Source organism: Azospirillum sp. RU38E (assembly GCF_900188385.1).
Taxonomy (GTDB): domain Bacteria; phylum Pseudomonadota; class Alphaproteobacteria; order Azospirillales; family Azospirillaceae; genus Niveispirillum.
In genome coordinates, this window is record NZ_FZOI01000005.1 from 77,703 (window position 1) to 102,070 (window position 24,368).

Here is a 24,368-nt window from a genome sequence, read left to right on the forward strand (position 1 = left end):
CCGACGCTGCCTCACCCCACCGGTTCCACCACCACCCGGCCGGGGGCTGACTGGTGCCAGCGCACCTTGTACAGCCGACTGACAGCGTTCAGAAAGGCGATCAGGTCGCTGTTGCGGTAAACCCCGCTGACCTTCAGTTCCGCCGCGCCCGGCAGCACCTGCACATCCACCGGCGTGTAGCGGGCGAATTCGGCCAGGGCCACTGTCAGCGGCGTGGCCTCGAACGCCACCTGCCCCTGCCGCCAGGCAAATTCACGGGCGGCGTCGCTGCTGGCGACGGCCAGCTTGCCATCGACCGCCAGATCGGCCCGCTGGCCGGGGGTCAGCCGGGTCAGCAACCGGTCATCGGCCAGGCGCCGCAGATCGACCCCGCCTTCCGCCAGGAAAACCCGTGTCCCCGCTGCCGTGTCGCGCACGCTGAACCGGGTGCCGGTGGCCCGGACGGACAAGGTGTTATCGCGCACGGTGAAGGGGCGGAAATCGCCATGGGCAACGGTGAATTCCGCCTCCCCCCGCTCCAGCCGCACATCGCGGCCCAGCCAGCCGTAATCCACCGTCAGCACCGTATCGGTGTTCAGCCGCAGCAGGCTGCCATCGGGCAGGGGGACTTCCACCATCTGGCCGATGGCAGAACGGTAGGTCTGTTGCGTGGCATAATTGGCGGGCGGGAAAATGCTGACCACCGCCAGTGCCGCCGCCGCCAGCGCACCGGCACCGGCCAGCGCCATGGACCAGGGCCGTGCCGGCCGGGCCGGTGGCCGGGTGGAGGGGCCGGCCAGCCGCAGGCCACGGGCGCGGCGGCGCTCTGCCTGGATCAGCGGGTCATCGGCCAGATCGCCACTGGCACGCCAGCCGCTTTCCACCAGATGCATGGCACTGCCATGGCGCGGATCGGCATAAAGCCAGCCGGTAAATTCATCCCAATCGGCATCGCTGGCCTCCCCGCCGGTCAGGCGGGAGAGCCAGGCGGCGGCATCGGCCAGCAGCCCCTCATCAATATGGTGATGTGCGTTTCCCGAACCAACTGTCATGCCTGATCGGCCACCCGCCGGGCCAGATGAATCATCGCGCGCTCAATATGCCGTCCCACCGCCACGGTGGGGATGCCCAGGCGCGCTGCAATTTCCTTATGCGACATACCCTCGTAACGGGCAAGCACGAAGGATTGCCGGCAAACCGGGTCCAGTTCCAGCAGGGCCGCGCGCACGGCGGCCAGCCGCTGGCGCCCGGCGGTGGCCGCTTCCGGCGATGTGGCGCCGCCATCGCAGACCTCAATCGCCTCGTCAAAGGCGACATGGCGGTCGCGCACCCGCGCCTTGTCACGCCGGAACCGGTCGATCCAGACGCTCGACGCCACACGCATCAGCATGTCGCGCCAATTGGCCACCCGCTGCCCATCCACCCGTGCCGCCAGCACCCGGCAATAGACATCCTGCACATGGTCATCCACCTCATCCGCCGCCTCAACGCGGCGGGCGAAATAGGCGCGCAGGGCGGCGCGGTGGTCGGCATGGTCCAGCGCCTCCGTACCGGGGCGCGGCGGGAGCGGACGGTTTTTCAAAGGGGGCATGGCCGTCTCCGTTACCGGTCGGGTTGACCCAAGAAAGAGGGGCCGCCCCTATAGCACCGGTTCCGCGACAGTTTCGTGTAAGCGGAATGACAGAGAGCCCGCTAATAAACGTCGCGGCAATAACGGCGGTCGGCGGCCATGTCGGCCAACATGTCCGCCCCCAGCACCTGTTCCAGCACGGCATGGACCCCGCCGGCCATGCCATCCAGGCTGCCGCAGACATAGAGGGCCGCCCCCTGTGCAACCCAGGCCCGCAATTCTTCCCCCGCTGCGGCCAGCCGGTCCTGCACATAGCCGCCGCCATCGCGGGAAAAGGCCAGATCCAGGCGGGAGAGATGGCCCGCCGCCTGCCAGGCGGCCAGTTCATCACTGAAAAGGCTGTCATGGGCGCGGGTGCGCTCCCCGAACAGCAGCCAGTTGCGCCCATGCCCGGCCGCCACCCGCGCCTTCAACTGCGCCCGCAGCCCGGCAATGCCGGTGCCATTGCCGATCAGGATCAGCGGCCTGTCATCGGCGGGCGGGTGGAAAGCACTGTTGCGGCGCAGGCGCAGGCGGATGCTGGCCCCCATCGCCGCGTGCTGCGTCAGCCAGCCGGAGCCCAGGCCCAGCCGCCCATCGGGGCCGATCACCTGCCGCACCACCAGTTCCAGCGCCCCATCGGCCGGCAGGGAGGCGATGGAATATTCCCGGTGCGGCAGCGGTTCCAGCCGTTCGCGGATATCCGCCGGCGACAGGCCGCGCCAGCTTTCCGGCCGTTCCGGCAGGCGGGCGAAGGCCAGATCATCGGCCATGTCCGCCGGCAGGCCCAGGGTGGCCAGCACGGCCGCCACCTGTGCCGGATCGTTCCCCGGCCCCACCTCTGCCACATCACCGGCCTGCCAGTCCGCCACAACATCGGCCGGCGGAGACAGGCGCAGGTGATGGACCGGACCGCCGGGGCTGCCGGGATTCAGGTGGCGGCGGGTTTCCAGCCGCCAGGACTGATAGGCCACAGGCGCCCAGTCTGCCGCCACCGCACCACCGGCCAGATGCGCCAACTGCCCCTGCCAGTGGCGCAGGGCGGCGCCATCGCCATTATCCACCTCCACCCGGTCGAACAGGGGCACCGCCCCGCCGTGGCGCAGCCAGCCATCCAGCGCGTGACCAAAGGCGCAATAATGCCGATAGGACCGGTCACCCAGCGCCAGCAGCCCATAACTCAGCCCCTGCAGGGCGGCCGGCTTGGCCATCACCTGGGCAACAAAGCGGGCGGCATTGTCCGGCGCATCGCCTTCGCCTGTGGTGCTGACAATGAACAGCACCTGCCCCGCCGCCGCCAGGGCCGCCGCATCCAGCCCGCCCAGCGGGGTGGCCCAGGCGGCGCGACCGGCGCCCTGCAGGGCGGTAACCGTGCGTTCGGCCAGCATTTCGGCAAAGCCGGTCTGGCTGGCATAGGCCACCAGCACCCCGCCCGCCGGCCCGGCTGTCCCACGCTGGCGCCGGCGGTGGCGCCACCATGTCCAGCCGCAGAAGCCGGCATAGGCCAGCACCAGCGCGCCGGCCGCCAGCGGGCGCGCTGTGGCGGGGGACAGCAGCAGCAGCGCCTCAGACATCATCCTCATCCAGCATGGCGGCCAGGGCCGGGCTGAACCGCTCCACAATCCCGCCGCCGTCACGCAGCAGGAACAGGGCGGCCAGCCCCTGCCGGGTGGCCAGTTCCATCCCCTGTTCCGGTCCCAGCACGCCCAGGGCCGTGGCCCAGACATCAGCCAGCATACATTCCGGATGCAAAACAGTCACCGCCGCCAGCCGGTCCGGCACCGGGTAACCGCTGCGCGGGTCAATCGTGTGGGACAGGCGGCGCCCATCCTGGCTGATGAAGCGCCGGCTGTCGCCGCTGGTGGCGATGGAAAGCCCGTGCAACGCCACCTTGGTTTCCACGCCCCCCATCACGCCATCCAGCGTGCAGGCCCGTTCCAGCCCCACCCACCAGGGGGTAGCATCGGGTTTGATGCCCCAGCCGCGCAACTCCCCGCCAATATCCACCAGAAAACTGCGGATGCCGCGCGCCGTCATGGCTGCCGCCAGCTTATCCACGGCAAAGCCCTTGGCGATGGCCGATAAATCCAGATGCAGCCCGCCCGGCTGGTAGAGACGATTTTCATTCCGGTTCAGCAACAACCGTTGCCAACCGCAGCTTTCCCGCGTGCGGGTAATGCTGGCAGCATCGGGAATCACCGCCGGCCCGGCTGGCCCGAAACCCCAGAGATCCACCAGCGGGCCGATGGTCGGGTCATAGGCCCCGCCAGAGGCCGCCGCCACATCCAGCGCACAGCCGATCACCTGGGCCATATCAGCCGGCAGATCATGCCAAGTGCCCGGCTCTGCTTGATTATACCGGGTTAGCAACGAATCCTTTTCCCAGTTGCTCATCTGCTGGATGACCCCATCCAGGATGGCCATCACCTGTATGCGCAGGGCCACCGGGTCGGGAGCGGCGGGCTGGATCAGGCGCAGCGCCCAATAGGTGCCCATGGTCTGCCCCTGCAGGGTCACCATGGGCGTACCGGGCGGCGGCAAGGCCGCCTCCGGCGCATCAAGCGGAAGGATCAGGCGCAGCATCGGAACCGGACAAGCGGGACAAGGGAGGAAAAACGGGGGCGCCAGGGCATGGCGCCCCCGGCCCGTTACTGGGCCAGCACTTCCAGCGTGGTGTTATAGCTGGCGCGGCGCTTGGCCGCCTGCTTGACGGAGGTTTTGTTATCCTCCAGATCAGCTTCCAGCCAGTACATGCCGGGGGCCGGCCATTTCACCGTCAGCTTGCCGTCCTTGTCGGTCTTCAGCTTCATCTCGCCCAGCTCATTGCGGTAACGAATGCCGCCGGGGATGATGGAGACTTCCAGGTCCGGGGCCGGCTTGCCATCCAGCACAAACTGGAACGTGGCATTCTCCCCGGCGAACAGGTCGTTCGGGTGGGTCACCGGCACCAGTTCCAGTCCCTTACCCGTCGGCTTCAGCACCGTGTCGGTCGGCTTGCCGGCGGTGGCGAAGAATTCCATGCGGCGGAAATTCTCCGTCACCTGCAGCTTTTCGGCATTGGCCGGCACTTCCTTGGCGAAAGTCTCGGCCGTGCCGCGCCAGCGCTTGCGCTGACCGCCTTCTTCCCAGGAGGCCATCAGGCCGCCGCTGGCCATCGCCACCTTATAGGTGCCGGGCTTGTCCAGATGCACATCGAAGGTGGAGCGGTACTTGCCGGTGGCCTGATTCTCCGCCTTGCCCTCACCCCCATCGGGGGCGATGACCTGCAGCCCGTCCAGGCGCAGCGGCACATGTTCGAAATAGAACAGATCGTTGGAAACGGCGGCATCCACCGTGATCCACGGGTCTTGGCCCGACAGCACGGTGGCCGATGGCAGCATCCAGGTGCGGTGGGCGGCGGCGGGCAGGGCCATGCCGGCAATCAGGGCGATGGTCAGGCCGGTGCGGGCGAGCAGCGATTTCATGGTTTGTGACCCTTTCCAGAGGCAGAAAAATCAGGGCTTGATGGCAAGTGCGATGGTGCCCAGCTCACTGCTGCCCTTCACCGATTGCGAAACCGCCGCCTTGGCGGGCCATTCGAAGGGAATGCGCAGCAATTCGCGGCCGCCCACTTCGCGCGCCGCTTCCACCACCAGGGCATAGGCACCGGGCTTCAGCGCCGCGAGCGGGCCCTTGGCCGTATCAAAGCTCAGCTTATGTTCGCCCACCGGCAAGGTGGGGCCGGAAACGCCATCCATGGGGAAGGTCTGGTCGCGGCCCGACCGGCGCCACCATTGGCGCATATCCTTCAGCCATTTGGTGCCTTCATTGTCGCGCTTCTGCACGTCATAGCGGACGGTCAGATTGGCGATGGCCTGATCATTCTGTTCCACCCAGACGGCCAGATAGGGACGGTGATATTCGGCCACATCCAGCCGGGGGATTTCCACCGTCACCGCCATTTCCCCCGCCATGGCGGGGGTGGCGACCAGACCGGTCAGGGTGACGCTCAACAACTTGCGCATCGGTTTCCTCGTCAATAACTCAATGGATCAGCAGGATCATCAGCAGCAGTGGCGCCACCAGCCCCAGCCCCACCACCGGCCAGGTGGTGGGGCGGTTGCGGGCGTGCATCTGCAACAGGAACAGACCGGTCAGGCAGAAGACCAGACAGGCACCGGCAGCGATATCGATGAACCAAGCCCAGGCCGGCCCGGTATTGCGGCCCTTATGCAGATCGTTGAAATAAGAGACCCAGCCGCGATCGGTGACCTCGTGCAGCACGTCACCGCTTTCGCGGTCGATCGACAGCCAGGCATCACCACCGGGGCGCGGCAGGGAGATGTAAGCCTCCTCCGCTGACCATTCCACCGGCCGGCCGGCGACATGCACGCCCAGCGTCTCGGCAATCCAGTCCGCCACGGCGGCCGGCACCGGCGGGGCGGGCTTGGCCGCGTCATCCACCGCCGCCAGCGCCGGGCGCAGCGCTTCGGGCAGGCTGGCGCGCTGTTCGGTTACCACCGGCTTGGCCTCAATGGCACCGGCATGGTTCAAGGTGATGCCGGTAATGGCGAATCCCAGCATGGCGATCAGGCACAGGGCCGAACTGACCCAGTGCCATTGATGCAGATGTTTCAGCCAGAAGGCCCGACGCGACTGCGCCGCCACATCACTGGCCACCCGTCCTTTTCCAACCGCCCCCGCCATCGCCATCCACAAGCAGCAACCCATTATCGGCGCAGATATGAAGCACGGATGCGAATAAGTCGCAATGAAATTAACACAGGGGCGATGGCGGTTTTGGGGTAAAGTCCCGCAGCTTTTTGCCTGAAATTTCCAGGGCAGCCCTGGCCGGCCTCTTGTCGCGGAAGTTGCCTAACCCTCAGCATAGAAAGCCAGGAGCCGCATGATGGCCTATCATCCTGTCAGAATGTGTTGGCCGGAAAGTTTCTTTTGGCAACACCCTCATCTCATTGTTTACGGGAAACCCAGGTCTTGCTGAACCCTTGGTATCAAATCCAGGACGAAGGGTCCGTCCGGGCGGCGCAATCGGTCGCCTTTGTTCAGCAATTGCCGATGATCATTGCGGGCAACCTGTTCGGCGCCTGGATTGGGGCGTTGCTTCTGGCCGACCAGTTCTCGGTGTGGGAGCTGCTGCCGCTGACCCTGGGCGTGCCTCTGCTGTTGAGCCCGGCGATGATAGGCGTCATCCGGGCGCGGCGGCGGGCAGCGCCGCTGACCGTCTCACGCCAGCGGATTGGTCGCATCATCCGGGCGTCTTCCATCCTGGGGCTGATCTGGTGCGGGCTGATGTTCTATTACCTGCCCCGCACCACGCCCGATATCCGTTTCCTGCTGATGGGCGGCTGCACCTTCCTGGCGGTGGGGGCCAATGCGGCCCTGTCCACGGTGCCGCAGGCCTGTTTGGCCTATGCCATGCCGATGAATCTGGCCGCCATCATGGTGGCCATCCTCGTCCCCCATCCCGACCGGGTGGGGGTGGTGCTGCTGATGGGGTTGATGACGGCGGGGCAGCTGGCTTTCCTGCGCGGCAACTGGCAGGGTTTCCTGGCGCTGCGCCATCATGAAAGACGGTTGGCAACGGCACAGAAGGTGGCGCAGCTGGGCTGGTGGGTCAGCGACCCCGCCACCGGCCATCATGAATTTTCCAGCAATCTACCGGCCCTGATCGGGCTGCCGGCCGATACGGCCCTGACGCGGGACGCCCTGTTGCCAACCCTGCGGGCATTCACCCCGGTGGTGGGGACAGAGGGGGTGGATAGCAGCAGCCACCCGGTGCAGCGGCCCGACGGCACGCTGGCCTGGATCCGCCGTGATACCGCCCTGCTCGCCGGGCCGCAGGGCGGGGGTGACTGGGTGATGACCACTTTCCAGGATGTCACCAGCCTGGAAGAGGCGCGCGGCATGGCCCAGGCGCGCGAAGCCATGCTGGGCACCGTGCTGGAAACGGTCGATCAGGGCATCATCGCCGTGGACAGTGACCTGAAGGTGCTGGCCTTCAACCGCAGCCTGGAGGGGATTCTGGGTCTGCCGCCCGGTCTCTGCCATATCGGCACATCGATGGCGGAGCTGATCCGCTGGAACGCGCTGAATGGTGAATATGGCCCGCTGGAGGATGTGGAAGCAGCGGTGGCCCAACGCATCGGTCGTGTCCGGCCGGGCGAACCGCACAAGTTCGAGCGCACCCGCCCCAATGGCCGGGTGCTGGAGGTGCATGGCAACCCGATGCCGGGCGGCGGCTTCGTCACCACCTATACCGACATTACCGCCTCCCGCCAGCGGGAGGCGGAACTGACGCGGCTGGCCCAGGCCCTGACCGACGCCAAGACGGCAGCAGAAGCGGCCAGCCGCGCCAAATCCGAATTCCTGGCCAATATGAGCCATGAAATCCGCACGCCGATGAATGCCGTGATCGGCATGAGCTATCTGGCCCTGCGCACCGACCTGCCGCCCAAGGCGCGCGATTATCTGCGCAAGATCGAATCCTCCGGCAAGGCGCTGCTGGGCATCATCAACAGCGTGCTGGACCTGTCGAAGATCGAGGCCGGCAAGGTCACCATCGAACAGGTGGAGTTCCCGCTGGAGGAGATGCTGGACGGCATCGCCGCCATCCATGCCGAGGATGCAAGGCGCAAGGGCCTGCGCTTCCAGCTGCGCGCCGCGCCGGAACAGCCGCGCGTGCTGATCGGCGATCCACTGCGCCTGACTCAGGTGGTGAATAATCTGGTGGCCAATGCCATCAAATTCACCACCATCGGGCATGTCAGCGTCAATACCCATACGGAAATGGTGGAAACCGACCGGCTGACCCTGGTGATTGAGGTTTCCGACAGCGGTATCGGCATGACCGAAGAACAGATATCGCGCCTGTTCGTCAGTTTCAGCCAGGGGGACACCTCTACCACCCGCAAATATGGCGGTACCGGGCTGGGTCTGGCGATCAGCCGGCAATTGCTGGAGTTGATGGGCGGCAAGGTGGAGGTGCGCAGCACCCCCGGCCTGGGCAGCCTGTTCCGGCTGCGCGTGCCGCTGCGCTGGCGCCCGGCCAAGCCGGGCGACACGGCCCGCGGCATGGTGGATCTGTTCGGCCGCCGCGCCCTGATCGTGGATGACAGCGCCGTGGCGGTGGAGGTGCTAGCCGACATGCTGGAACAGCACGGCATCCAGGTCACCGGCGTGCGGTCGGGGGATGAGGCGCTGTCGCTGCTGGCGCGGGCGCGGGAAGATGGGCAGCCCTTCGATCTGGTGCTGATCGACTGGCGGATGCCCGGCATGGACGGGCTGACCCTGTGCCAGCGCATCCATGACCTGCCCGGCGGGGAGCCGGAACCGATCCTGATGGTCACCGCCTATGATGTGGATGAACTGTCGGGACAATTGGCGCGATTGCCCATCTGCCGCGTACTGGCCAAACCGGTCACCCCAGCCGATATGCGCGATGCCCTGCATCAAGCCTTCGCCACCAGCATCCAGATACCCGATGGAAGCGATCCGGGCGACAGCCTGGACGGGGTGCGCGGTGCCGATATCCTGCTGGTGGAGGATAACCCGCTGAACCAGCAGGTGGCGATGGATCTGCTGGCCCGCTGGGACATGCGGGTCAGTCTGGCGGAAGATGGGGCTCAGGCCGTGGCCATGGTGGCACGCCATCGCTTCGATCTGGTGCTGATGGATGTGCAGATGCCGGGCATGGATGGCTATGCCGCCACCCGCGCGATCCGCGCCAACCCGGCCAATGCCCAGCTGCCCATCCTGGCCATGACGGCCCATGCGCTGGACAGCGACCGGCAGCGCTGCCGCGATGCCGGCATGAATGACCATGTCACCAAGCCGGTGATCCTGGAAGATCTGGCGGCAGCCCTGCGGCGCTGGTTGCCACAGCGTGCCGCCGAACATCTCGGGGAGCGGCCGGCAACAGCGACGGTGACGGCGGATATACAGCGGCTGGATGCCTTGCGTGGGCTGTTGGATATTGAGGATGCGCTGGCGCGGGCCGGTGACGACGCCACCCTGCTGACCAGCCTGATCACCAGCTTCACCCACCAGCTGGACGGCCTTCTCCCCGCCCTGCACGACGCCCTGGCGCTGCCGGACGGTGCCGCGGTTGGCCGCCTGCTGCATATGCTGGCCGGCACGGCCGCCACCATCGGGGCAGCCGATCTGGGCCGCCGCGCCGCCGCCGCCAATCAGGCTCTGCGGGAAGAAAAGCCGATCTGGCAGGCCATGGCGGCGGAGATCAGCGAAAGGCTGGCCGCCCTGCACCAGGCCCTGAAAGGCTGGACCGATCCGCCGGCCCTGCCACCGCCACCCCCCGCAGCCCCCCCCTGCCCCGTGGCCAAGGAAGCGCCCCGGCATCTGCTGGTGGTGGATGACAGCGAGCTGAACCTGGCCCTGATCGCCAGCCTGCTGCGCCGCCAGGGCTTCCACGTCACCACCGCTGCGTCCGGGGAAGCCGCCCTGGAAGCGGTGGCGGGCGCGCCGTTTGATGCTGTGCTGATGGATGTGCAGATGCCCGGTATGGACGGGCTGGAAACCACACGCCGGATCAGGGCACTGGCCGGTCCGGCCGCACGTGTGCGCGTCATCGCCGTGACGGCCCAGCAGAAGGAACAGGTCTGGCCCGATCTGGTGGCCGCCGGCATGGATGGCTTCATCCCCAAGCCCTTCACGCCCGACAGCCTGCGCGAGGCCGTGGAGGCCGCCTTGGCAGCAGGTGAGCCGGGCTGAAACGGTGTTGCCAACAATGCTGAAAAGAAAAAGCCCGTCGGATGATACCGGCGGGCCTTTAGTTTTCAGGACAGAGAGGGTCGGGGGACACTAAGCCCTCCCCCATGGGCATCCGGACAGGGGCAAAGCCCCGAAGATGAGAGACAAGCCCGAACCGATCATCCGGTCTTGATGATGTAAGAATAGGCGCATCCGGCCGTTAACACTTTGCGCTAGATCAAGTACCGACAGCTTTTTTCATTTATGGTTGCGGCGGGCTGTCGCAGCGAATGCAAGATTACGCATAGAAAAACCCCCGCGCAGCGAATGCACGGGGGTTCAGGGTACCGTTCAGGCCGGCAAATACTTACTGCCCACCACCCAGGGCGTGCACATAAGTCGCCAGCACCTTCACCGTGGCCGGGTCCAGACGTTCGATCCAGGCCGGCATGGAGCCCTTGCGGGCATAGGTGATGGTCTCGACCACCGTCTTGCGATCACCGCCATAGAGCCAGATGCCATCCGACAGGCGGGGGGCGCCCATCTCATGCATCCCCTCGCCCTTTTCGCCATGGCAGGCGGCGCAGTTTTCGGCGAAGACCGTAGCGCCGCGTTCCAGAACGGCCGGGTCGGCCGCCGTGCCGGAGAGCGACAGCACATAATCCGCCACATCGCCGATCTGTTCCTTGGTCAACAGACCATCGGCCCCGAAGCGCGGCATGTCGGAGATACGGCTGTTCTCGTTGGCATTGCGGATGCCATAGGTGATGGTTTGCAGGATGTCTTCCGGCTTGCCACCCCAGATCCAGTCATCATCGGCCAGGGTGGGGAAGCCGACGGCCCCCGCACCACCGGCACCATGGCAACCGGCGCAATTATCGGCAAAGGCCACGCGGCCCGCCGCCTGGACATAGCCCATCAGGGCCGGATCCTTGCGGATTTCCTCAATCGGGGTGGCCACGATCTTGGCGCGGGTATCCGCCTGCGCCGCCTTCTGGGCTGCCAGCGTTTCCGCCAGCTCACCCCGGCGGCTCCAGCCCGACGTGCCGCTGAAATGCTGGCTCAGGGTCGGCCAGGACGGGTACAGCACCGTATAGGCGATGCCCCAGACGATGCAGAAATAGAAGGTATAGAGCCACCATTTCGGCAGCGGCGTGTTCAGTTCCTTGATGCCGTCCCACTCATGGCCGGTCGTATCCTGGCCGGTGGTGGCATCCTTTTCGATCTTGGTCGGCATGATGGATCACCTTTAACGGCGGGTCGGGTGGGGGGCATGGCCCCCCAGGTCACTATCGTCCAGCGGAATGCGGGCCTGGGCATCGAAACGGGCCTTGGAGCCCGGCCGGAAGGCCCAGAAACAGATCCCGAGGAACAGCACCAGGAACCAGACCAGCCAGAGCTGTTTCAGCAGGGGGAGGAGTTCATGCATGGCGCCCTCCCCTTATTGCTGCACATCTTCGGGGTTGATGCGGGTGAAATCGACCAGGGTGCCCAGCATCTGCAGGTACGCCACCAGGGCGTCCATCTCGGTCACTTCCTCCGGCTTGCCGTCGAAGTCACCCAGACGGGCCTTGGGATAGCGGGCCAGCAGACCGGCCGTGTCCGCATCCGGCAGGGCGCCGGCCTGGAGACGCACATCCTTCACCGCCTCTGCCACCATCTCGTCCGTATAGGGGACGCCGGCGATGCGCAGGGTCTTCAGGTGATCGGCATAATCCTCGAACTTCAGCGGCCGGTTCAGGAACTGATAGGTGGGCATGATCGATTCCGGCACCAGGGCGCGCGGATCGTTCAGGTGGGCCACATGCCAGGCGTTGGAGTACTTGCCGCCAACGCGGGCCAGGTCCGGACCGGTGCGCTTGGAGCCCCACTGGAACGGGTGGTCATACATGCTCTCAGCCGCCAGGCTGTAATGGCCATACCGCTCCACCTCGTCCTTGAAGGTGCGGATCTGCTGGCTGTGGCAGAGATAGCAGCCTTCGCGGATATAGATGTTGCGCCCCGCCAGTTCCAGCGGGCTGTAGGGGCGAACCCCGTCAACCCGCTCGATCGTGCTTTCGATGGTGAACAGCGGCACGATCTGCACCAGACCGCCGATGGACACGGTGAGCAAGGACAGCACCGCCAGCAGCAGGACGTTCTTTTCAATGATCGCGTGGGAGAACTTCATGATGGGCCCCCTCCTTACTCGGCGGCCACGGCAGCAACGGCCGACTTCGGCTCATTGCTTTCGGCGCTGCGGATGGTGCGGAACATGTTGTAGGCCATGAACAGGGCACCGGTCAGGAACAGCAGCCCACCCGTGCCACGGATGACATAGTAGGGGTGCATGGCCGCAACCGTTTCCACGAACGAGTATTGCAGGAAGCCATACTCGTCATAGGCGCGCCACATCAGGCCCTGCATGATGCCGCTGACCCACATGGCGGTGATGTAGAAGACGATGCCGATGGTGGCCGTCCAGAAGTGCCATTCCACTAAAGCCTTGGAATAGAGCCCCTTCTTGTTCCACAGCACCGGAACCAGATAATACATCATGCCAAAGCAGATGAAGGCGACCCAGCCCAGCGCACCGGAATGCACATGGCCGATGGTCCAGTCGGTATAGTGCGACAGGCCGTTGACCGCCTTGACCGACATGACCGGGCCTTCAAAGGTGCTCATGCCATAGAAGCCAACGGCGGTGACGGAGAAGCGCAGGCCCGGATCGGTACGCAGCTTATCCCAGGCACCCGACAGGGTCATGATGCCGTTGATCATGCCGCCCCAGCTGGGCATCCACAGCACGACCGAGAAAACCATGCCCAGCGTCTGCGTCCAGTCCGGCAGGGCCGTATAGTGCAGATGGTGCGGGCCGGCCCAGATATAGAGGAAGATCAGCGCCCAGAAGTGCACGATGGACAGGCGATAGCTGTAAACTGGACGCTGCGCCGCCTTGGGGATGAAATAGTACATCATGCCCAGGAAGCCGGCGGTCAGGAAGAAGCCCACCGCATTATGGCCGTACCACCACTGGATCATCGCGTCCTGCACGCCGGCCCAGACGATATAGGACTTGGTGCCAGTGAAGCTGACCGGGATGGAGACATTGTTCACGATATGCAGCATGGCAATCGTGATGATGAAGGCCAGATAGAACCAGTTGGCCACATAGATATGCGGCTCACGGCGCTTGAACAGCGTGCCGGCAAAGGCGATCAGATAGGCGACCCAGACAATGGTCAGCCACAGATCGACATACCATTCCGGCTCGGCATATTCCTTGCCCTGGGTAAGGCCCAGCAGATAGCCGGTGGCGGCCATCACGATGAACAACTGATAGCCTAAGAAGACGAACCAGCCCAGATAGGCGCCGCCGAACAGCGGTGCGCGGCAGGTGCGCTGCACGACATACAGCGACGAGCCGATCAGCGCGCTGCCGCCGAAGGCGAAAATGGCGGCCGATGTGTGCAGCGGTCGCAGACGGCCGAAGGTGGTCCATTCCAGGCCCAGATTCAGCGACGGAAAAGCCAATTGAAAGGCGATATAGACACCAGCGGCGAAAGCCGCGATGCCCCAGAACATGGCGGCGACCATGAAGGCCCGGACCACATCCTCGTGATAGGATTCTGTGACCACGGGCCTCACGCCCACCATCCCCTGCGCCCCGATGGCGCTTGCTACACCCATGACGACCCCCGGTATCGACGTAATGATTGCTCGGGCGCGGACGTTGACACCGCCCGCAATATCGCCTTCATGCGCTGATCCGGGGTAACCCGCATTGACATGCATCAAGGTGCCGTCTGGCGCTTTCTGGGGTGGTCATCAGCTGCTTGCTGTGCCAGATATCCAGGGGCGTGAAGGTGGTTATTATTCGTATAATCCGAATTGTCTTATCGTAAATACCCCATTTATTCACCGCCCTTGCCGGCCCATGTTGCAGCGCACAGTGCCGGGAAATGGGTTCCCAGCGCTGCTTTCAGCCTTTGACGGGGGAGAATCGCCGGATTTCGCATCAAATCGCAGGGTTTTGCTGAAAAATCGTTCCCCCTGCGACGGCCATCACAGCGCCATAACGGCAACGCGGAATAAGGTGATGGTGGCGCGGTCCACAAAGCCCCGGACCGACCACCCCCAAACAGCATGATCAGCGGCGGATTCGGCAGATGAAGGCCGGTCCGTCAACCGACCCTGCTGCCCGAACGACCGATACTTCTTTCAATTCCGTCGCGGTGCCGTGGCGGAAACCGCCCTTGTGCGGCCTATCGCAGGAGCCAAGACATGACGAGCAAGCGCAACAAGCTGGCCTATCTTCTGGCAGCGGGTGCCACTTTCACCGTTCTTGGTGGAGTCGCCGTCTTCCAGGGTGGACCCCATATGCCCAAAGCCCAGGCCGCCAGCGCCGCCGCCCCGGCGGCGGTGGAGGTGGATGTCGCCCCCGTGGTGTCCCGCAAGGTGGTGGACTGGCAAAGCTATTCCGGCCGGCTGGAAGCGGTGGAGCGGGTGGATATCCGCCCCCGCGTGACCGGTACCATCACCCAGGTGCATTTCAGGAATGGCGCCCTGGTGGCCCAGGGCGACGTGCTGTTCACCATCGATCCGGAGCCCTACAAAGCGGAGGTGGCGCGGGCGGAAGCCCAGCTGGCCGCCGCCCAGGCCAGGCTGCGCTATGCCGACGCGGAAATGGCCCGCGCCGCCAAGCTGGTGGCCGACAGCACCATCACCCGCCGCAGCCTGGATGAGCGGGAAAATAACGCCCGCGAGGCCGCGGCCAGCGTCCGCGCAGCGGAAGCGGATGTTCGCACCGCACGCCTGAACCTATCCTATACCCAGGTGACGGCCCCGATTGCCGGCCGTGTTTCCCGCGCGGAAATCACCGCCGGCAATGTGGTGGCGGCCGGGGCCGGTGGGGTGGCGCTGACCAGCATCGTGTCGGTTTCCCCGATCTATGCCGCCTTTGACGTGGATGAGCAGACCTATCTGCGCCACCTCGCCTCGGTGAAGGATGACAGGGGCGTGCCGGTGCGGCTGGGTCTGGCCAACGAGGCCGAGTATTCCCGCGACGGCGTAATCGAACATGTCGATAACCGGCTGGATGCCGTTTCCGGCACCATCCGGGTGCGGGCTTCCTTTGATAACAAGGATGGCCTGCTGGTGCCCGGCCTGTTCGCCCGCATCCAGGTGGGCGGATCAGAGCCGGAACCGGCGGTGATGGTGGATGAACGCGCCATCGGCACCGATCAGGACAAGAAATTCGTGCTGGTGGTGGGAACGGACAACAAGGTCGAATACCGCCCGATCAGCCTGGGCAGCCGCCAGGAGGGTCTGCGCATCGTCACCAAGGGCTTGGCACCGGGTGAGCGGATCGTCGTCAACGGCATCCAGCGCGCCCGGCCGGGGGATATGGTGCAGCCCAATATGGTGGCGATGGAAAAACCCGCCACCCAGGCGGCCGATGCCGGGCGGGGAGAAGCGGGCAAGCGGGGGGATTTGTGAGGGGGGGGCCGTTAAGCTCCCTCCAACATCAAACCTTCCTCGCCTTATCCACTGATTGCCTCCCCCGCGAAAGCGGGGGTCCAGGGGCCACGAGCAACACACTGCCGTCCCCTACGCCCCCCCTGGATCCCCGCTTTCGCGGGGAAAGCACTGAAGTGCATGGGGCAACAACATTCTTACTATCTACCCCCGCCCGCCCTGCCGAGGCTAATTCCCATGAATATTTCCCGATTCTTCATCGACCGCCCGATCTTCGCGGGCGTGTTGTCGGTGGTGGTTTTTCTGGCGGGGTTCATTGCCCTGTTCCGGTTACCCGTCGCCGAATATCCCGAGGTGGTGCCGCCCTCTGTCGTGGTGCGCGCGCAGTACCCCGGTGCCAACCCCAAGGTCATCGCCGAGACTGTTGCCTCCCCGCTGGAGGAACAGATCAACGGCGTGGAAAACATGCTCTATATGCAGTCGCAGGCGAACAGCGACGGCAATATGGCGCTGACCGTCACCTTCAAGCTGGGCACTGACCCGGATCAGGCCACCCAGCTGGTGCAGAACCGGGTGTCCCAGGCGCTGCCCCGGCTGCCGCAGGATGTGCAGCGGCTGGGCGTCACCACGGTGAAATCCTCCCCCACGCTGACCATGGTGGTGCATCTGCACTCCCCCAATGACCGGTATGACATCACCTACCTGCGCAATTACGCGGTGCTGAATATCCGCGACCGGCTGGCCCGCATCCAGGGCGTGGGCGAGGTGTTGTTATGGGGGGCCGGCGATTATGCCATGCGCGTCTGGCTGGACCCCAACAAGGTGGCCGAACGCGGCCTGACCGCCAGCGATGTGGTGGCCGCCATCCGTGACCAGAATGTGCAGGTGGCGGCCGGTGTCATCGGGGCCAGCCCGTCGGTGCCGGATGCGCCCCTGCAGCTTTCCGTTAATGCCCAGGGCCGGCTGAAAACGGTGGAAGAGTTTCAGGATATCGTCCTGAAGACCTCTGGCGGGGCCGTGACCTATCTGCGCGATGTGGCGCGGGTGGAACTGGCCGCCGCCCAGTATGGCCTGCGCTCCCTGCTGGATAACAAGCCGGCCATCGCCATGGCCATCAATCAGGCCCCCGGCGCCAATGCCCTGGCCATTTCCGAGCAAGTGCGCACAGTAATGGCCGAATTGAAGCAGGACATGCCCGAGGGCGTGGATTACGCCATCGAATATGATCCCACCCGTTTCGTGCAGGCCAGCATCGATGCGGTGATCCACACGCTGCTGGAAGCCATCGCCCTGGTGGTGCTGGTGGTGATCATCTTCCTGCAGACCTGGCGCGCGTCTATCATCCCGCTGCTGGCGGTGCCGGTCTCCATCGTCGGTACCTTCTCCCTGATGCTGGCCTTTGGCTTTTCCATCAATGCCCTGTCGCTGTTCGGCATGGTGCTGGCCATCGGCATCGTGGTGGATGACGCCATCGTGGTGGTGGAGAATGTGGAGCGTAACATCGCGGAGGGCCTGTCACCCAAACAGGCAACCTACAAGGCGATGCAGGAGGTGAGCGGCCCGATCATCGCCATCGCCCTGACCCTGGTGGCCGTGTTCGTGCCGCTGGCCGCCATGTCCGGCCTGACGGGGGAGTTCTATAAGCAGTTCGCGATGACCATCGCGATTTCCACGGTGATTTCCGCCTTCAACTCCCTGACCCTCTCCCCTGCCCTGTCGGCCCTGCTGCTGAAGGGGCATCATGACAGGCCGGATTGGCTGACGCGCGGCATGAACAAGGTACTGGGGGGCTTTTTCCGCCTGTTCAACCGGGCCTTTCAGCGCGGGTCGGAGGCCTATGGGGCCGGCGTGTCCGGCGTCATCCGCCGCAAGGGCGCGATGATGGCCGTCTATGGTGCGTTGCTGGGGCTGACTTTCCTGCTGGGCAATGCGGTGCCGGGCGGCTTCGTGCCGGCGCAGGATAAGGAATATCTGATCGGTTTTGCCCAGCTTCCTACCGGGGCCTCCCTGGACCGCACGGAAGAGGTCATCCGCGCGATGAGCGACATTGCCCTGAAACAGCCGGGCGTGAAGTCTGCCATCGCCTTTCCCGGCCTGTCGGTCAATGGCTTCACCAATTCATCTTCCGCCGGCATCGTCTTTGCCACCCTGGAACCCTATGAGGAACGGGCAAAACAGGGCCTGTCGGCAGCCATCATCACCCAGCAGCTTCAACAGAAATATGCCGGGCTGAAGGAAGCCTTCGTCGCCGTCTTCCCGCCGCCGCCGGTAATGGGGCTGGGCACGCTTGGCGGCTTCAAGCTGCAGGTGGAAGATCGCGGCGCGCTGGGGTACGAGGCACTGGCCAAGGCCGCCAATGATTTCGTTGCCAAGGCGCGGCAGACCCCGGAACTGGGGCCGACCTTCAGCTCTTACGAAATCAATGTGCCGCAGCTGGATGTGCAGCTGGACCGGGTGAAGGCCCGCCAGCTGGGCGTGCCGGTGACGGAAGTATTCTCTACCATGCAGGCCTATCTCGGCTCGCTCTATGTCAATGATTTCAACCTGTTCGGTCGCGTCTATCAGGTGCATGTGCAGGCCGATGCGCCGTTTCGTGCCCATGCCGATGATATCGGCCTGCTGAAGACCCGCAATGACCAGGGCCTGATGGTGCCGCTGTCATCCCTGGTGCAGGTGGTGCAGAGCTACGGCCCGGAAATGGTGGTGCGCTATAACGGCTACACCGCCGCCGATATCAATGGCGGCCCGGCGCCCGGTTTCTCCTCCGGCCAAGCACAGGCCGCGGCTGAGCGGATCGCGGCAGAGGTGCTGCCGCGCGGGATGCGCTTTGAATGGACGGATCTGACCTATCAGCAGATCCTGGTCGGCAATGCGGCGCTGTGGGTCTTCCCCATTTCCGTGCTGCTGGTCTTCCTGGTGCTGGCCGCCCAGTATGAAAGCCTGACCCTGCCGCTGGCCATCCTGATGATCGTGCCGATGAGCCTGATGTCCGCCCTGGCCGGCGTCTGGCTGACCGGCGGGGATAATAACATCTTCACCCAGATCGGCTTCATGGTGCTGGTGGGGCTATCAGCGAAGAACGCCATCCTGATCGTGGAATTCGCCCGTGAGCTGGAGGCCCATGGTCACACCGTGGTGCAGGCGGCGATTGAGGCCAGCCGGCTGCGGCTGCGCCCCATCCTGATGACCTCCATCGCCTTCATCATGGGCGTGGTGCCGCTGATCACCAGCAGCGGGGCCGGGGCGGAAATGCGCCAGGCCATGGGTGTTGCCGTGTTTGCCGGGATGCTGGGCGTCACCCTGTTCGGCCTGCTGCTGACCCCGGTCTTCTATGTGCTGCTGCGGTACATGGCGGGGGCGCGGCGGCAGGAGGCAGCACACGGCACGCCGGAAAGCATGATGGCGGCGACCGGGGACTGATTTCCGGCCACCGCCACCACTGGACCGCCGCAGGCTTCCGGGGCTGCGGCGGTTTTCTTTTAACCCTGAACCTCAAATGTCAGGGTGACGCTGTAGCTTTTCACCGCCACCGGCCCGTCGGGGGCTTCCACGCGGTAGCGGGCCAGCAGCAGATGGGGCCCATGTTCCTTCAGGGCGAAGCTGGCCTTGCCGTCCTTGTCGGTCACGGCCTTGGCGACCCCTTCATGCTTGTCTTCGCCCTTTTCATCATGCTCATGCGCAGCCTCGCCGCCCTGCAGGGTGATATCCACCCCGGCCAGCGGCTTGCCCTGGAACAGAAGCTGCACCGGGAAGCTGCCGCCCTCATCCAGTTTGGATGGATGGGCGAGCGGCAGGATTTCCAGGCCGCTGCCATTGGGCTTCAGGGCGGCATCGCTGGCGGGCCCCTTGCTGACATACACATCCGCACGGGTGAAGCTCTGCGCGTCGGCCACGCGGGCACCGGCGGGCGTGTCCTTCGGGTCGCGCAACGCCTCCCACTTGCCATTGACCAGCGCCATCTTCCGCGTGGCCCCGGGCCGTTCACCGGTGGAGAAGCGATAGGTGCCGTTTTCCGGCAAGGCCGCCTCAAACACCGCCAAATCCTTCAGATAAACGATATTCTCGATCTTCTGCTTCACGCCCGCCGGATTGATGACGTGATAATCATCCGCCTTCATGGCGATATCCGGGGTGAACAGCTCCTCGGTGAAGGAACCTTCGATCGTCACATGGTCACGCTGCGGCGTGGTGAAGACATTGGGCTTCAGATATTGCGTATGCGCCACCGCTGGCAGGGCGGCCAACAGGGCCAGGGCCGCCACGGCGGTTCTGATCGTTCCACGCTTCATGGTGATGTTTCCAACGGTGCCGATTTCGTTGGAAACATAGATAATGCGAATTGGTCGCAATTGCAAATCATTGCTGGTGATCTGGGCGGGCTGCTCCCCGTCATCCCGCGACATCGGGATGACGGGGAAAGGTGTGGCGTTAGTGCCCGTCCGGAAAGTTCCACGTTATCTCAACGTCTTACACGTCTTATCTTTAAGCGCTACCGTCACCCATGCTGCGGCCGGGGTCCAGTTCGTAGAGCAAAGCGCCCCTTGATTCTGGACCCCGGCCGCAGCATGGGTGACGGGATTAGAACATTAACATGTTGAGAAATAACAAAATTTTCCGGACAGACACTTAAAAAGCCCCCTACCCTTCCCCACGCTCCTTGGCATCTTCACGCATTTCGAACCACATCGCGTTCAGCACCGCAAAGGCCGCCGCCAGGGGCAGGCCCAGCATCCAGGCGAAGTACCACATGATATGTGTCCCCTTTCAGATCAGTAGAAATGTCCATCCTCGCGCCGCAAGGCCGCCTCATCCACCTTGCCCCACAGGATGCGGTGAACCCAGGCGGTATAGGCCAGCACGATGGGCAGCAGGATCAGCGTCACCACCAGCATGATGAACAGGGTCTGGTGGGAGGAGGAACTGTCCCACACGGTCAGGCTGGAACGCGGGTCGATGGAACTGGGCAGGATGAAGGGGAACATGGATACCCCCACCGTGCCGATCACGCCGACGATGGAGGCACCAGAGGCCAGCAGCGCCAGCCCTTCCCACCGCCCCCGCAACCCGATAAAGGCCAGCCCCGCCCCCACCACGCCCAACAGCGGGGCCAGCAGCAGCAGCGGATAGGCCCGGTAATTATCGAACCAGGCGCCCGCCTGGACCGCCACCTGCTTGTAAAGCGGGTTGGAAGGGCCGGCCATATCCTGCGCACCCAGCACGCGATAACCATCCACCCACAGATACAGTACCATGCCGCCCAGCACGAACAGGGCGATGGTCAGCAGCGCCGCCAGCGATCCCACGGCGCGCGCCCGTGCGGCCACGGCCCCTTGCGTCTTCAGCACCAGCCAGCCGGCCCCATGCATGGCCAGCATCGCCACCGACAACAGGCCGCATAACAGGGCGAACGGGTTCAGCAAGCCAAAGAAGCTGCCGGTATAGAAGGGCCGCAGATCATCATCCAGATGGAAGGGCACGCCCTGCAGCACATTGCCCACGGCCACCCCGAAAATCAGCGCCGGGACAAAGCCGCCGATGAACAGCGCCCAATCCCACAGCGCCCGCCAACCCGGCTCTTCCCGCTTGGAGCGATATTTGAACGCCACCGGCCGCAGGATCAGGGCCGCCAGTACCACGAACATGGCGAGATAGAAACCGGAGAAGGAGACGGCATAGAGCGGCGGCCAGGCGGCGAAGATCGCCCCACCGCCCAGGATGAACCAGACCTGGTTACCCTCCCAGACCGGGCCGACGCTGTTGATCATGACGCGCCGTTCCACATCATCCCGGCCCAGGAAGGGCAGCAACATGCCCACCCCCATGTCATAGCCATCGGTGACGGCAAAGCCGATCAGCAGCACGCCCAGCAGCACCCACCAGATCAGGCGCAGCGTTTCATAATCGATCAATTCATGCAGGATCATGATCGTCACTCCGCAGCGATGGCGTGATGCACGGGGTCTTGGGCCGGCCCCTTGCGGATGGCCCGCAACATCAGGGAGACCTCCACCACGAACAAGGTGCTGTAGAACAGCACGAAGCCGGCAAGCGTGATCAGCAGGTCGCTGACGCCCAGGCTGGAGACAGCCACCGCCGTGGGCAACACCCCTTCGATGATCCAGGGCTGGCGGCCATATTCGGCCACCACCCAGCCCAGTTCAGCCGCGATCCAGGGCAGCGGGATGGACCAGACCGCCACCCAGAGCAGCCAGCGCGGCTGACCCAGCCTCTGCCGCGCCGACTGCCAGAAGAAGGCCGCCATCAGGGCGATGAAGAAGAAGCCCAACCCCACCATGAGCCGGAAGGACCAGAAAAGCGGGGCGACGTGCGGCACCAGATCCCAGGCCGCCGCCTGAATCTGATCCGGTGTGGCATCGGCCGGATTATCGACATAGCGTTTCAGCAGATAGGCATAGCCCAGATTGCCGCCATGGGCTTCGAACAGTTCGCGGGCTTTGGCCGGGGCCTTTTCCAGGCTGCGGGCGGCACGGATTTCCGCCAGCGCGCCATAGGCGACGATGCCGCTTTCAATCCGCTGCCGCCCGCGTTCCACCAGCGCATTGATGCCGGGCACCTCTGTGTCCAGGGAGCGGGTGGAGATCAGGCCCAAGGCCCAGGGGATGGTCAGCACATGATGGGTCTTGCGCGCCGCCTGATCGGGGAAGCCGATGGCGGTGAAGCTGGCGGGTGCCGGCTCCGTCTCCCACATGCCCTCAATCGCGGCCAGTTTCATCTTTTGATGTTCGGTCGCCAGATAGCCGCTCTCATCCCCCAGCACGACGACGGAGAGCGATGACAGCAGGCCGAAGGAGCAGGCCACCGCCATGGAGCGTTTGGCCAGGTGCAGATGCCGCCCCTTCAGCATGTACCAGGCCGACACGCCCAGCACAAAGACCGAGGCCGTGACATAGCCGGCAGAGACCGTATGCACGAACTTGGCCTGGGCCACCGGGTTGAACAGCACGGCACCGAAATCCTCAATCTCCATCCGCATGGTGGCGGGGTTGAAGACGGACCCGACCGGGTTCTGCATCCAGCCATTGGCGATCAGAATCCACAGGGCCGAGAGGTTGGAGCCAATGGCCACCGCCCAGGTGGCCACCAGATGCTGCACCCTGGTCATCTTCTCCCAGCCGAAGAAGAACAGGCCGACAAAGGTCGCTTCCAGGAAAAACGCCATCAGCCCTTCGATGGCCAGCGGGGCCCCGAAAATGTCGCCGACATAGTGGCTGTAATAGGACCAGTTCATGCCGAACTGGAATTCCATGGTAAGGCCGGTGGCCACCCCCAGCACGAAATTGATGCCGAACAGGGTGCCCCAGAACTTGGTCATCTGCCGCCAGATGTCCCGCCCTGTCATCACATAGACCGTCTCCATGATGGCCAGGATGATGGACAGGCCGAGTGTCAGCGGCACAAAAAGGAAGTGGTAAAGCGCTGTCAGGGCGAATTGCAGCCGTGACAGTTCCACAATGTCGAGTTCCATACCTGCCTGCCGGCGAACCGGCCCCCCGGAATGGTCGGCAGCCACCGGGATGGGGCCGCCTGCTGTGCTGGTGAGGGAACGGAGCCGGGCCGCAATCGTTCAAACGAACTGCCGATCAATTGCTTATGAGCCGGCCCCCGCCCCACCGGGATCAAGGACCGGATGATGCGCCCCCTGCCCTGCCGCTGCTTTGCGGATTGTCAAAGGCGCTGGGGTGACGGGGGCCCGGATTTCCGCTCAACAGCCACAGTCAGCAGTTTGGCGCAAAAGGCAGCGACCGGCCAGACCGTTACGCCGGTTGCGACAAATATTCACCCAGCCAACGGAATCCCGACCGCTGCATCGCTTGCCGCCCCCGGCCGGATCGGCCTATTAGATGGGACGGGGGAGCATGGAGGATTGGCGTGAAGGCGGCACGGATCATTGCGGCGCGTCAGGGGCTGATGGCCTGTCAGCATTGCGGCATCCGCCATCTGGCCCTGTTTGCCGATCTGCACGACAGCGATTTCGATCTGATCCATCTGCCCATTGAGGAAATCGGCGTCGAGCCGATGGAGCAGATTTACCATCTGGATCAGGCGGCGACGGCCATCTTCACCCTGCGCGCCGGTTTGGTGAAGCTGGTGCATATCCAGCCGGACGGGTCACAGCGCATCGTCCGGCTGATCCGCCCCGGCGGGGTGGTGGGGCTGGAAGCGCTGGTAAGACCCCATTATGAACATCTGGCCGTGGCGCTGCTGCCGGTGGAACTCTGCCGCATCCCCGTCAGCGTGGTGCGCCAGTTGCAAACCAACACGCCCCGTCTGCATCAGAAACTGATGGAGAAATGGCACGAGGCGTTGAGCGTGGCCGATGATTTCCTGACCGGGCTTTCCACCGGCAGCGCCCGGCAGCGGCTGGCGCGCCTGTTGTTGACCCTATCGGAGGAAGCCCCCGATCAGCCGGTACGCCTGTTCACGCGGGAAGATTTCGGCGCCATCCTGGCCGTCACCCTGGAGACCGCCAGCCGCACGGTCAGCGACCTGAAGCGCAGCGGCGCCATTCGGGAGGTGGCGCATAATCTGGTGATCTGCGACCGGGTGGCGCTGCAGGCGGCGGCGGAGGGGATGTAGGGGCCACGCCTCATCTCTC

The 24,368-nt window shown here is 64.6% G+C and carries 19 protein-coding genes; 4 read left to right on the forward strand and 15 right to left on the reverse strand.

Annotated elements, in window-relative coordinates; all coding sequences use genetic code 11:
* Positions 1 to 11: 11 nt before the first annotated feature.
* The 7 genes from CHB97_RS11880 to CHB97_RS11910 form a co-directional block, all read right to left on the reverse strand.
* Positions 12 to 1,031, reverse strand: coding sequence for a FecR domain-containing protein (locus CHB97_RS11880; protein WP_089288195.1), 1,020 nt, complete (start codon positions 1,029 to 1,031; stop codon positions 12 to 14).
* Positions 1,028 to 1,570 carry an RNA polymerase sigma factor gene (locus CHB97_RS11885; RefSeq protein ID WP_089288196.1) on the reverse strand — a complete coding sequence of 181 codons (543 nt, stop codon included), beginning with the start codon at positions 1,568 to 1,570 and terminating at the stop codon, positions 1,028 to 1,030. Before CHB97_RS11885 ends, CHB97_RS11880 begins: the two co-directional genes overlap by 4 nt.
* Before the next feature lie 101 nt (positions 1,571 to 1,671).
* Entirely contained in the window at positions 1,672 to 3,162 is a 1,491-nt protein-coding gene (locus tag CHB97_RS11890) for a sulfite reductase subunit alpha (RefSeq protein ID WP_089288197.1), read from the reverse strand.
* On the reverse strand, positions 3,155 to 4,171 hold the full coding sequence (locus tag CHB97_RS11895; protein WP_089288198.1) for an FAD:protein FMN transferase: 1,017 nt from the start codon (positions 4,169 to 4,171) through the stop codon (positions 3,155 to 3,157). Before CHB97_RS11895 ends, CHB97_RS11890 begins: the two co-directional genes overlap by 8 nt.
* Positions 4,172 to 4,236: 65 nt before the next feature.
* The gene (locus CHB97_RS11900) at positions 4,237 to 5,052 is read right to left on the reverse strand and encodes a DUF4198 domain-containing protein (protein WP_089288199.1); all 816 of its coding nucleotides are present in this window, start codon (positions 5,050 to 5,052) and stop codon (positions 4,237 to 4,239) included.
* Between the two features lie 30 nt (positions 5,053 to 5,082).
* Positions 5,083 to 5,592, reverse strand: a complete 510-nt coding sequence (locus tag CHB97_RS11905; protein ID WP_089288200.1) for a DUF2271 domain-containing protein — start codon at positions 5,590 to 5,592, stop codon at positions 5,083 to 5,085.
* 19 nt (positions 5,593 to 5,611) lie between these two features.
* Positions 5,612 to 6,247: a PepSY-associated TM helix domain-containing protein gene (locus CHB97_RS11910; protein ID WP_200819905.1), complete on the reverse strand. Its 636-nt coding sequence runs from the start codon at positions 6,245 to 6,247 to the stop codon at positions 5,612 to 5,614.
* Positions 6,248 to 6,562: 315 nt separating this feature from the next.
* Between CHB97_RS11910 and CHB97_RS11915 the strand changes: the two genes are divergently transcribed.
* Positions 6,563 to 10,315 (forward strand): response regulator, encoded by a 3,753-nt coding sequence (locus tag CHB97_RS11915; RefSeq protein WP_089288202.1) that lies wholly within the window; start codon positions 6,563 to 6,565, stop codon positions 10,313 to 10,315.
* Positions 10,316 to 10,661: 346 nt separating this feature from the next.
* On the opposite strand, the gene ccoP is transcribed toward CHB97_RS11915, so the two are convergent.
* The 4 genes from ccoP to ccoN are packed head-to-tail and all read right to left on the reverse strand — an operon-like array spanning position 10,662 to position 13,930.
* Positions 10,662 to 11,531 (reverse strand): cytochrome-c oxidase, cbb3-type subunit III, encoded by an 870-nt coding sequence (gene ccoP, locus CHB97_RS11920; RefSeq protein WP_089288203.1) that lies wholly within the window; start codon positions 11,529 to 11,531, stop codon positions 10,662 to 10,664.
* Positions 11,532 to 11,543: 12 nt separating this feature from the next.
* The gene (locus CHB97_RS11925) at positions 11,544 to 11,723 is read right to left on the reverse strand and encodes a cbb3-type cytochrome c oxidase subunit 3 (RefSeq protein WP_089288204.1); all 180 of its coding nucleotides are present in this window, start codon (positions 11,721 to 11,723) and stop codon (positions 11,544 to 11,546) included.
* Positions 11,724 to 11,735: 12 nt separating this feature from the next.
* Positions 11,736 to 12,464 (reverse strand): cytochrome-c oxidase, cbb3-type subunit II, encoded by a 729-nt coding sequence (gene ccoO, locus CHB97_RS11930; RefSeq protein ID WP_089288205.1) that lies wholly within the window; start codon positions 12,462 to 12,464, stop codon positions 11,736 to 11,738.
* 14 nt (positions 12,465 to 12,478) lie between these two features.
* The gene (ccoN, locus tag CHB97_RS11935) at positions 12,479 to 13,930 is read right to left on the reverse strand and encodes a cytochrome-c oxidase, cbb3-type subunit I (protein WP_089288313.1); all 1,452 of its coding nucleotides are present in this window, start codon (positions 13,928 to 13,930) and stop codon (positions 12,479 to 12,481) included.
* A gap of 627 nt (positions 13,931 to 14,557) precedes the next feature.
* Here ccoN and CHB97_RS11940 point away from each other — a divergent pair.
* A complete protein-coding gene (locus tag CHB97_RS11940) occupies positions 14,558 to 15,772 on the forward strand; it encodes an efflux RND transporter periplasmic adaptor subunit (protein ID WP_089288206.1) in 1,215 nt (404 codons plus the stop codon).
* A 216-nt stretch (positions 15,773 to 15,988) separates the two neighbouring features.
* Entirely contained in the window at positions 15,989 to 19,171 is a 3,183-nt protein-coding gene (locus tag CHB97_RS11945) for an efflux RND transporter permease subunit (RefSeq protein WP_089288207.1), read from the forward strand.
* A gap of 59 nt (positions 19,172 to 19,230) precedes the next feature.
* Here CHB97_RS11945 and CHB97_RS11950 read toward each other — a convergent pair whose 3' ends face one another.
* The 4 genes from CHB97_RS11950 to CHB97_RS11965 all read right to left on the reverse strand — a co-directional run bounded on the left by CHB97_RS11950 (position 19,231) and on the right by CHB97_RS11965 (position 23,237).
* A complete protein-coding gene (locus tag CHB97_RS11950; protein WP_160105784.1) occupies positions 19,231 to 20,040 on the reverse strand; it encodes a DUF4198 domain-containing protein in 810 nt (269 codons plus the stop codon).
* 349 nt (positions 20,041 to 20,389) lie between these two features.
* Complete coding sequence (cydX, locus tag CHB97_RS11955) at positions 20,390 to 20,500, reverse strand: cytochrome bd-I oxidase subunit CydX (protein ID WP_089288209.1); 111 nt, start codon at positions 20,498 to 20,500, stop codon at positions 20,390 to 20,392.
* A 20-nt stretch (positions 20,501 to 20,520) separates the two neighbouring features.
* Positions 20,521 to 21,675 carry a cytochrome d ubiquinol oxidase subunit II gene (gene cydB / locus CHB97_RS11960; RefSeq protein ID WP_089288210.1) on the reverse strand — a complete coding sequence of 385 codons (1,155 nt, stop codon included), beginning with the start codon at positions 21,673 to 21,675 and terminating at the stop codon, positions 20,521 to 20,523.
* Positions 21,676 to 21,680: 5 nt separating this feature from the next.
* Positions 21,681 to 23,237, reverse strand: coding sequence for a cytochrome ubiquinol oxidase subunit I (locus CHB97_RS11965; RefSeq protein ID WP_089288211.1), 1,557 nt, complete (start codon positions 23,235 to 23,237; stop codon positions 21,681 to 21,683).
* Positions 23,238 to 23,641: 404 nt separating this feature from the next.
* Between CHB97_RS11965 and CHB97_RS11970 the strand changes: the two genes are divergently transcribed.
* Positions 23,642 to 24,349 (forward strand): Crp/Fnr family transcriptional regulator, encoded by a 708-nt coding sequence (locus tag CHB97_RS11970; protein WP_089288212.1) that lies wholly within the window; start codon positions 23,642 to 23,644, stop codon positions 24,347 to 24,349.
* The last annotated feature ends 19 nt before the right edge of the window (positions 24,350 to 24,368 follow it).

Excerpts from the sequence above, each read along its gene's own strand:
- CHB97_RS11880 (WP_089288195.1), bottom strand. The coding sequence starts at position 1,031 with ATGACAGTTGGTTCGGGAAACGCACATCACCATATTGATGAGGGGCTG.
- CHB97_RS11885 (WP_089288196.1), bottom strand. The coding sequence starts at position 1,570 with ATGCCCCCTTTGAAAAACCGTCCGCTCCCGCCGCGCCCCGGTACGGAG.
- CHB97_RS11890 (WP_089288197.1), bottom strand. The coding sequence starts at position 3,162 with ATGTCTGAGGCGCTGCTGCTGCTGTCCCCCGCCACAGCGCGCCCGCTG.
- CHB97_RS11895 (WP_089288198.1), bottom strand. The coding sequence starts at position 4,171 with ATGCTGCGCCTGATCCTTCCGCTTGATGCGCCGGAGGCGGCCTTGCCG.
- CHB97_RS11900 (WP_089288199.1), bottom strand. The coding sequence starts at position 5,052 with ATGAAATCGCTGCTCGCCCGCACCGGCCTGACCATCGCCCTGATTGCC.
- CHB97_RS11905 (WP_089288200.1), bottom strand. The coding sequence starts at position 5,592 with ATGCGCAAGTTGTTGAGCGTCACCCTGACCGGTCTGGTCGCCACCCCC.
- ccoP (WP_089288203.1), bottom strand. The coding sequence starts at position 11,531 with ATGCCGACCAAGATCGAAAAGGATGCCACCACCGGCCAGGATACGACC.
- CHB97_RS11925 (WP_089288204.1), bottom strand. The coding sequence starts at position 11,723 with ATGCATGAACTCCTCCCCCTGCTGAAACAGCTCTGGCTGGTCTGGTTC.
- ccoO (WP_089288205.1), bottom strand. The coding sequence starts at position 12,464 with ATGAAGTTCTCCCACGCGATCATTGAAAAGAACGTCCTGCTGCTGGCG.
- ccoN (WP_089288313.1), bottom strand. The coding sequence starts at position 13,930 with ATGGTGGGCGTGAGGCCCGTGGTCACAGAATCCTATCACGAGGATGTG.
- CHB97_RS11940 (WP_089288206.1), top strand. The coding sequence starts at position 14,558 with ATGACGAGCAAGCGCAACAAGCTGGCCTATCTTCTGGCAGCGGGTGCC.
- CHB97_RS11945 (WP_089288207.1), top strand. The coding sequence starts at position 15,989 with ATGAATATTTCCCGATTCTTCATCGACCGCCCGATCTTCGCGGGCGTG.
- CHB97_RS11950 (WP_160105784.1), bottom strand. The coding sequence starts at position 20,040 with ATGAAGCGTGGAACGATCAGAACCGCCGTGGCGGCCCTGGCCCTGTTG.
- cydX (WP_089288209.1), bottom strand. The coding sequence starts at position 20,500 with ATGTGGTACTTCGCCTGGATGCTGGGCCTGCCCCTGGCGGCGGCCTTT.
- cydB (WP_089288210.1), bottom strand. The coding sequence starts at position 21,675 with ATGATCCTGCATGAATTGATCGATTATGAAACGCTGCGCCTGATCTGG.
- CHB97_RS11965 (WP_089288211.1), bottom strand. The coding sequence starts at position 23,237 with ATGGAACTCGACATTGTGGAACTGTCACGGCTGCAATTCGCCCTGACA.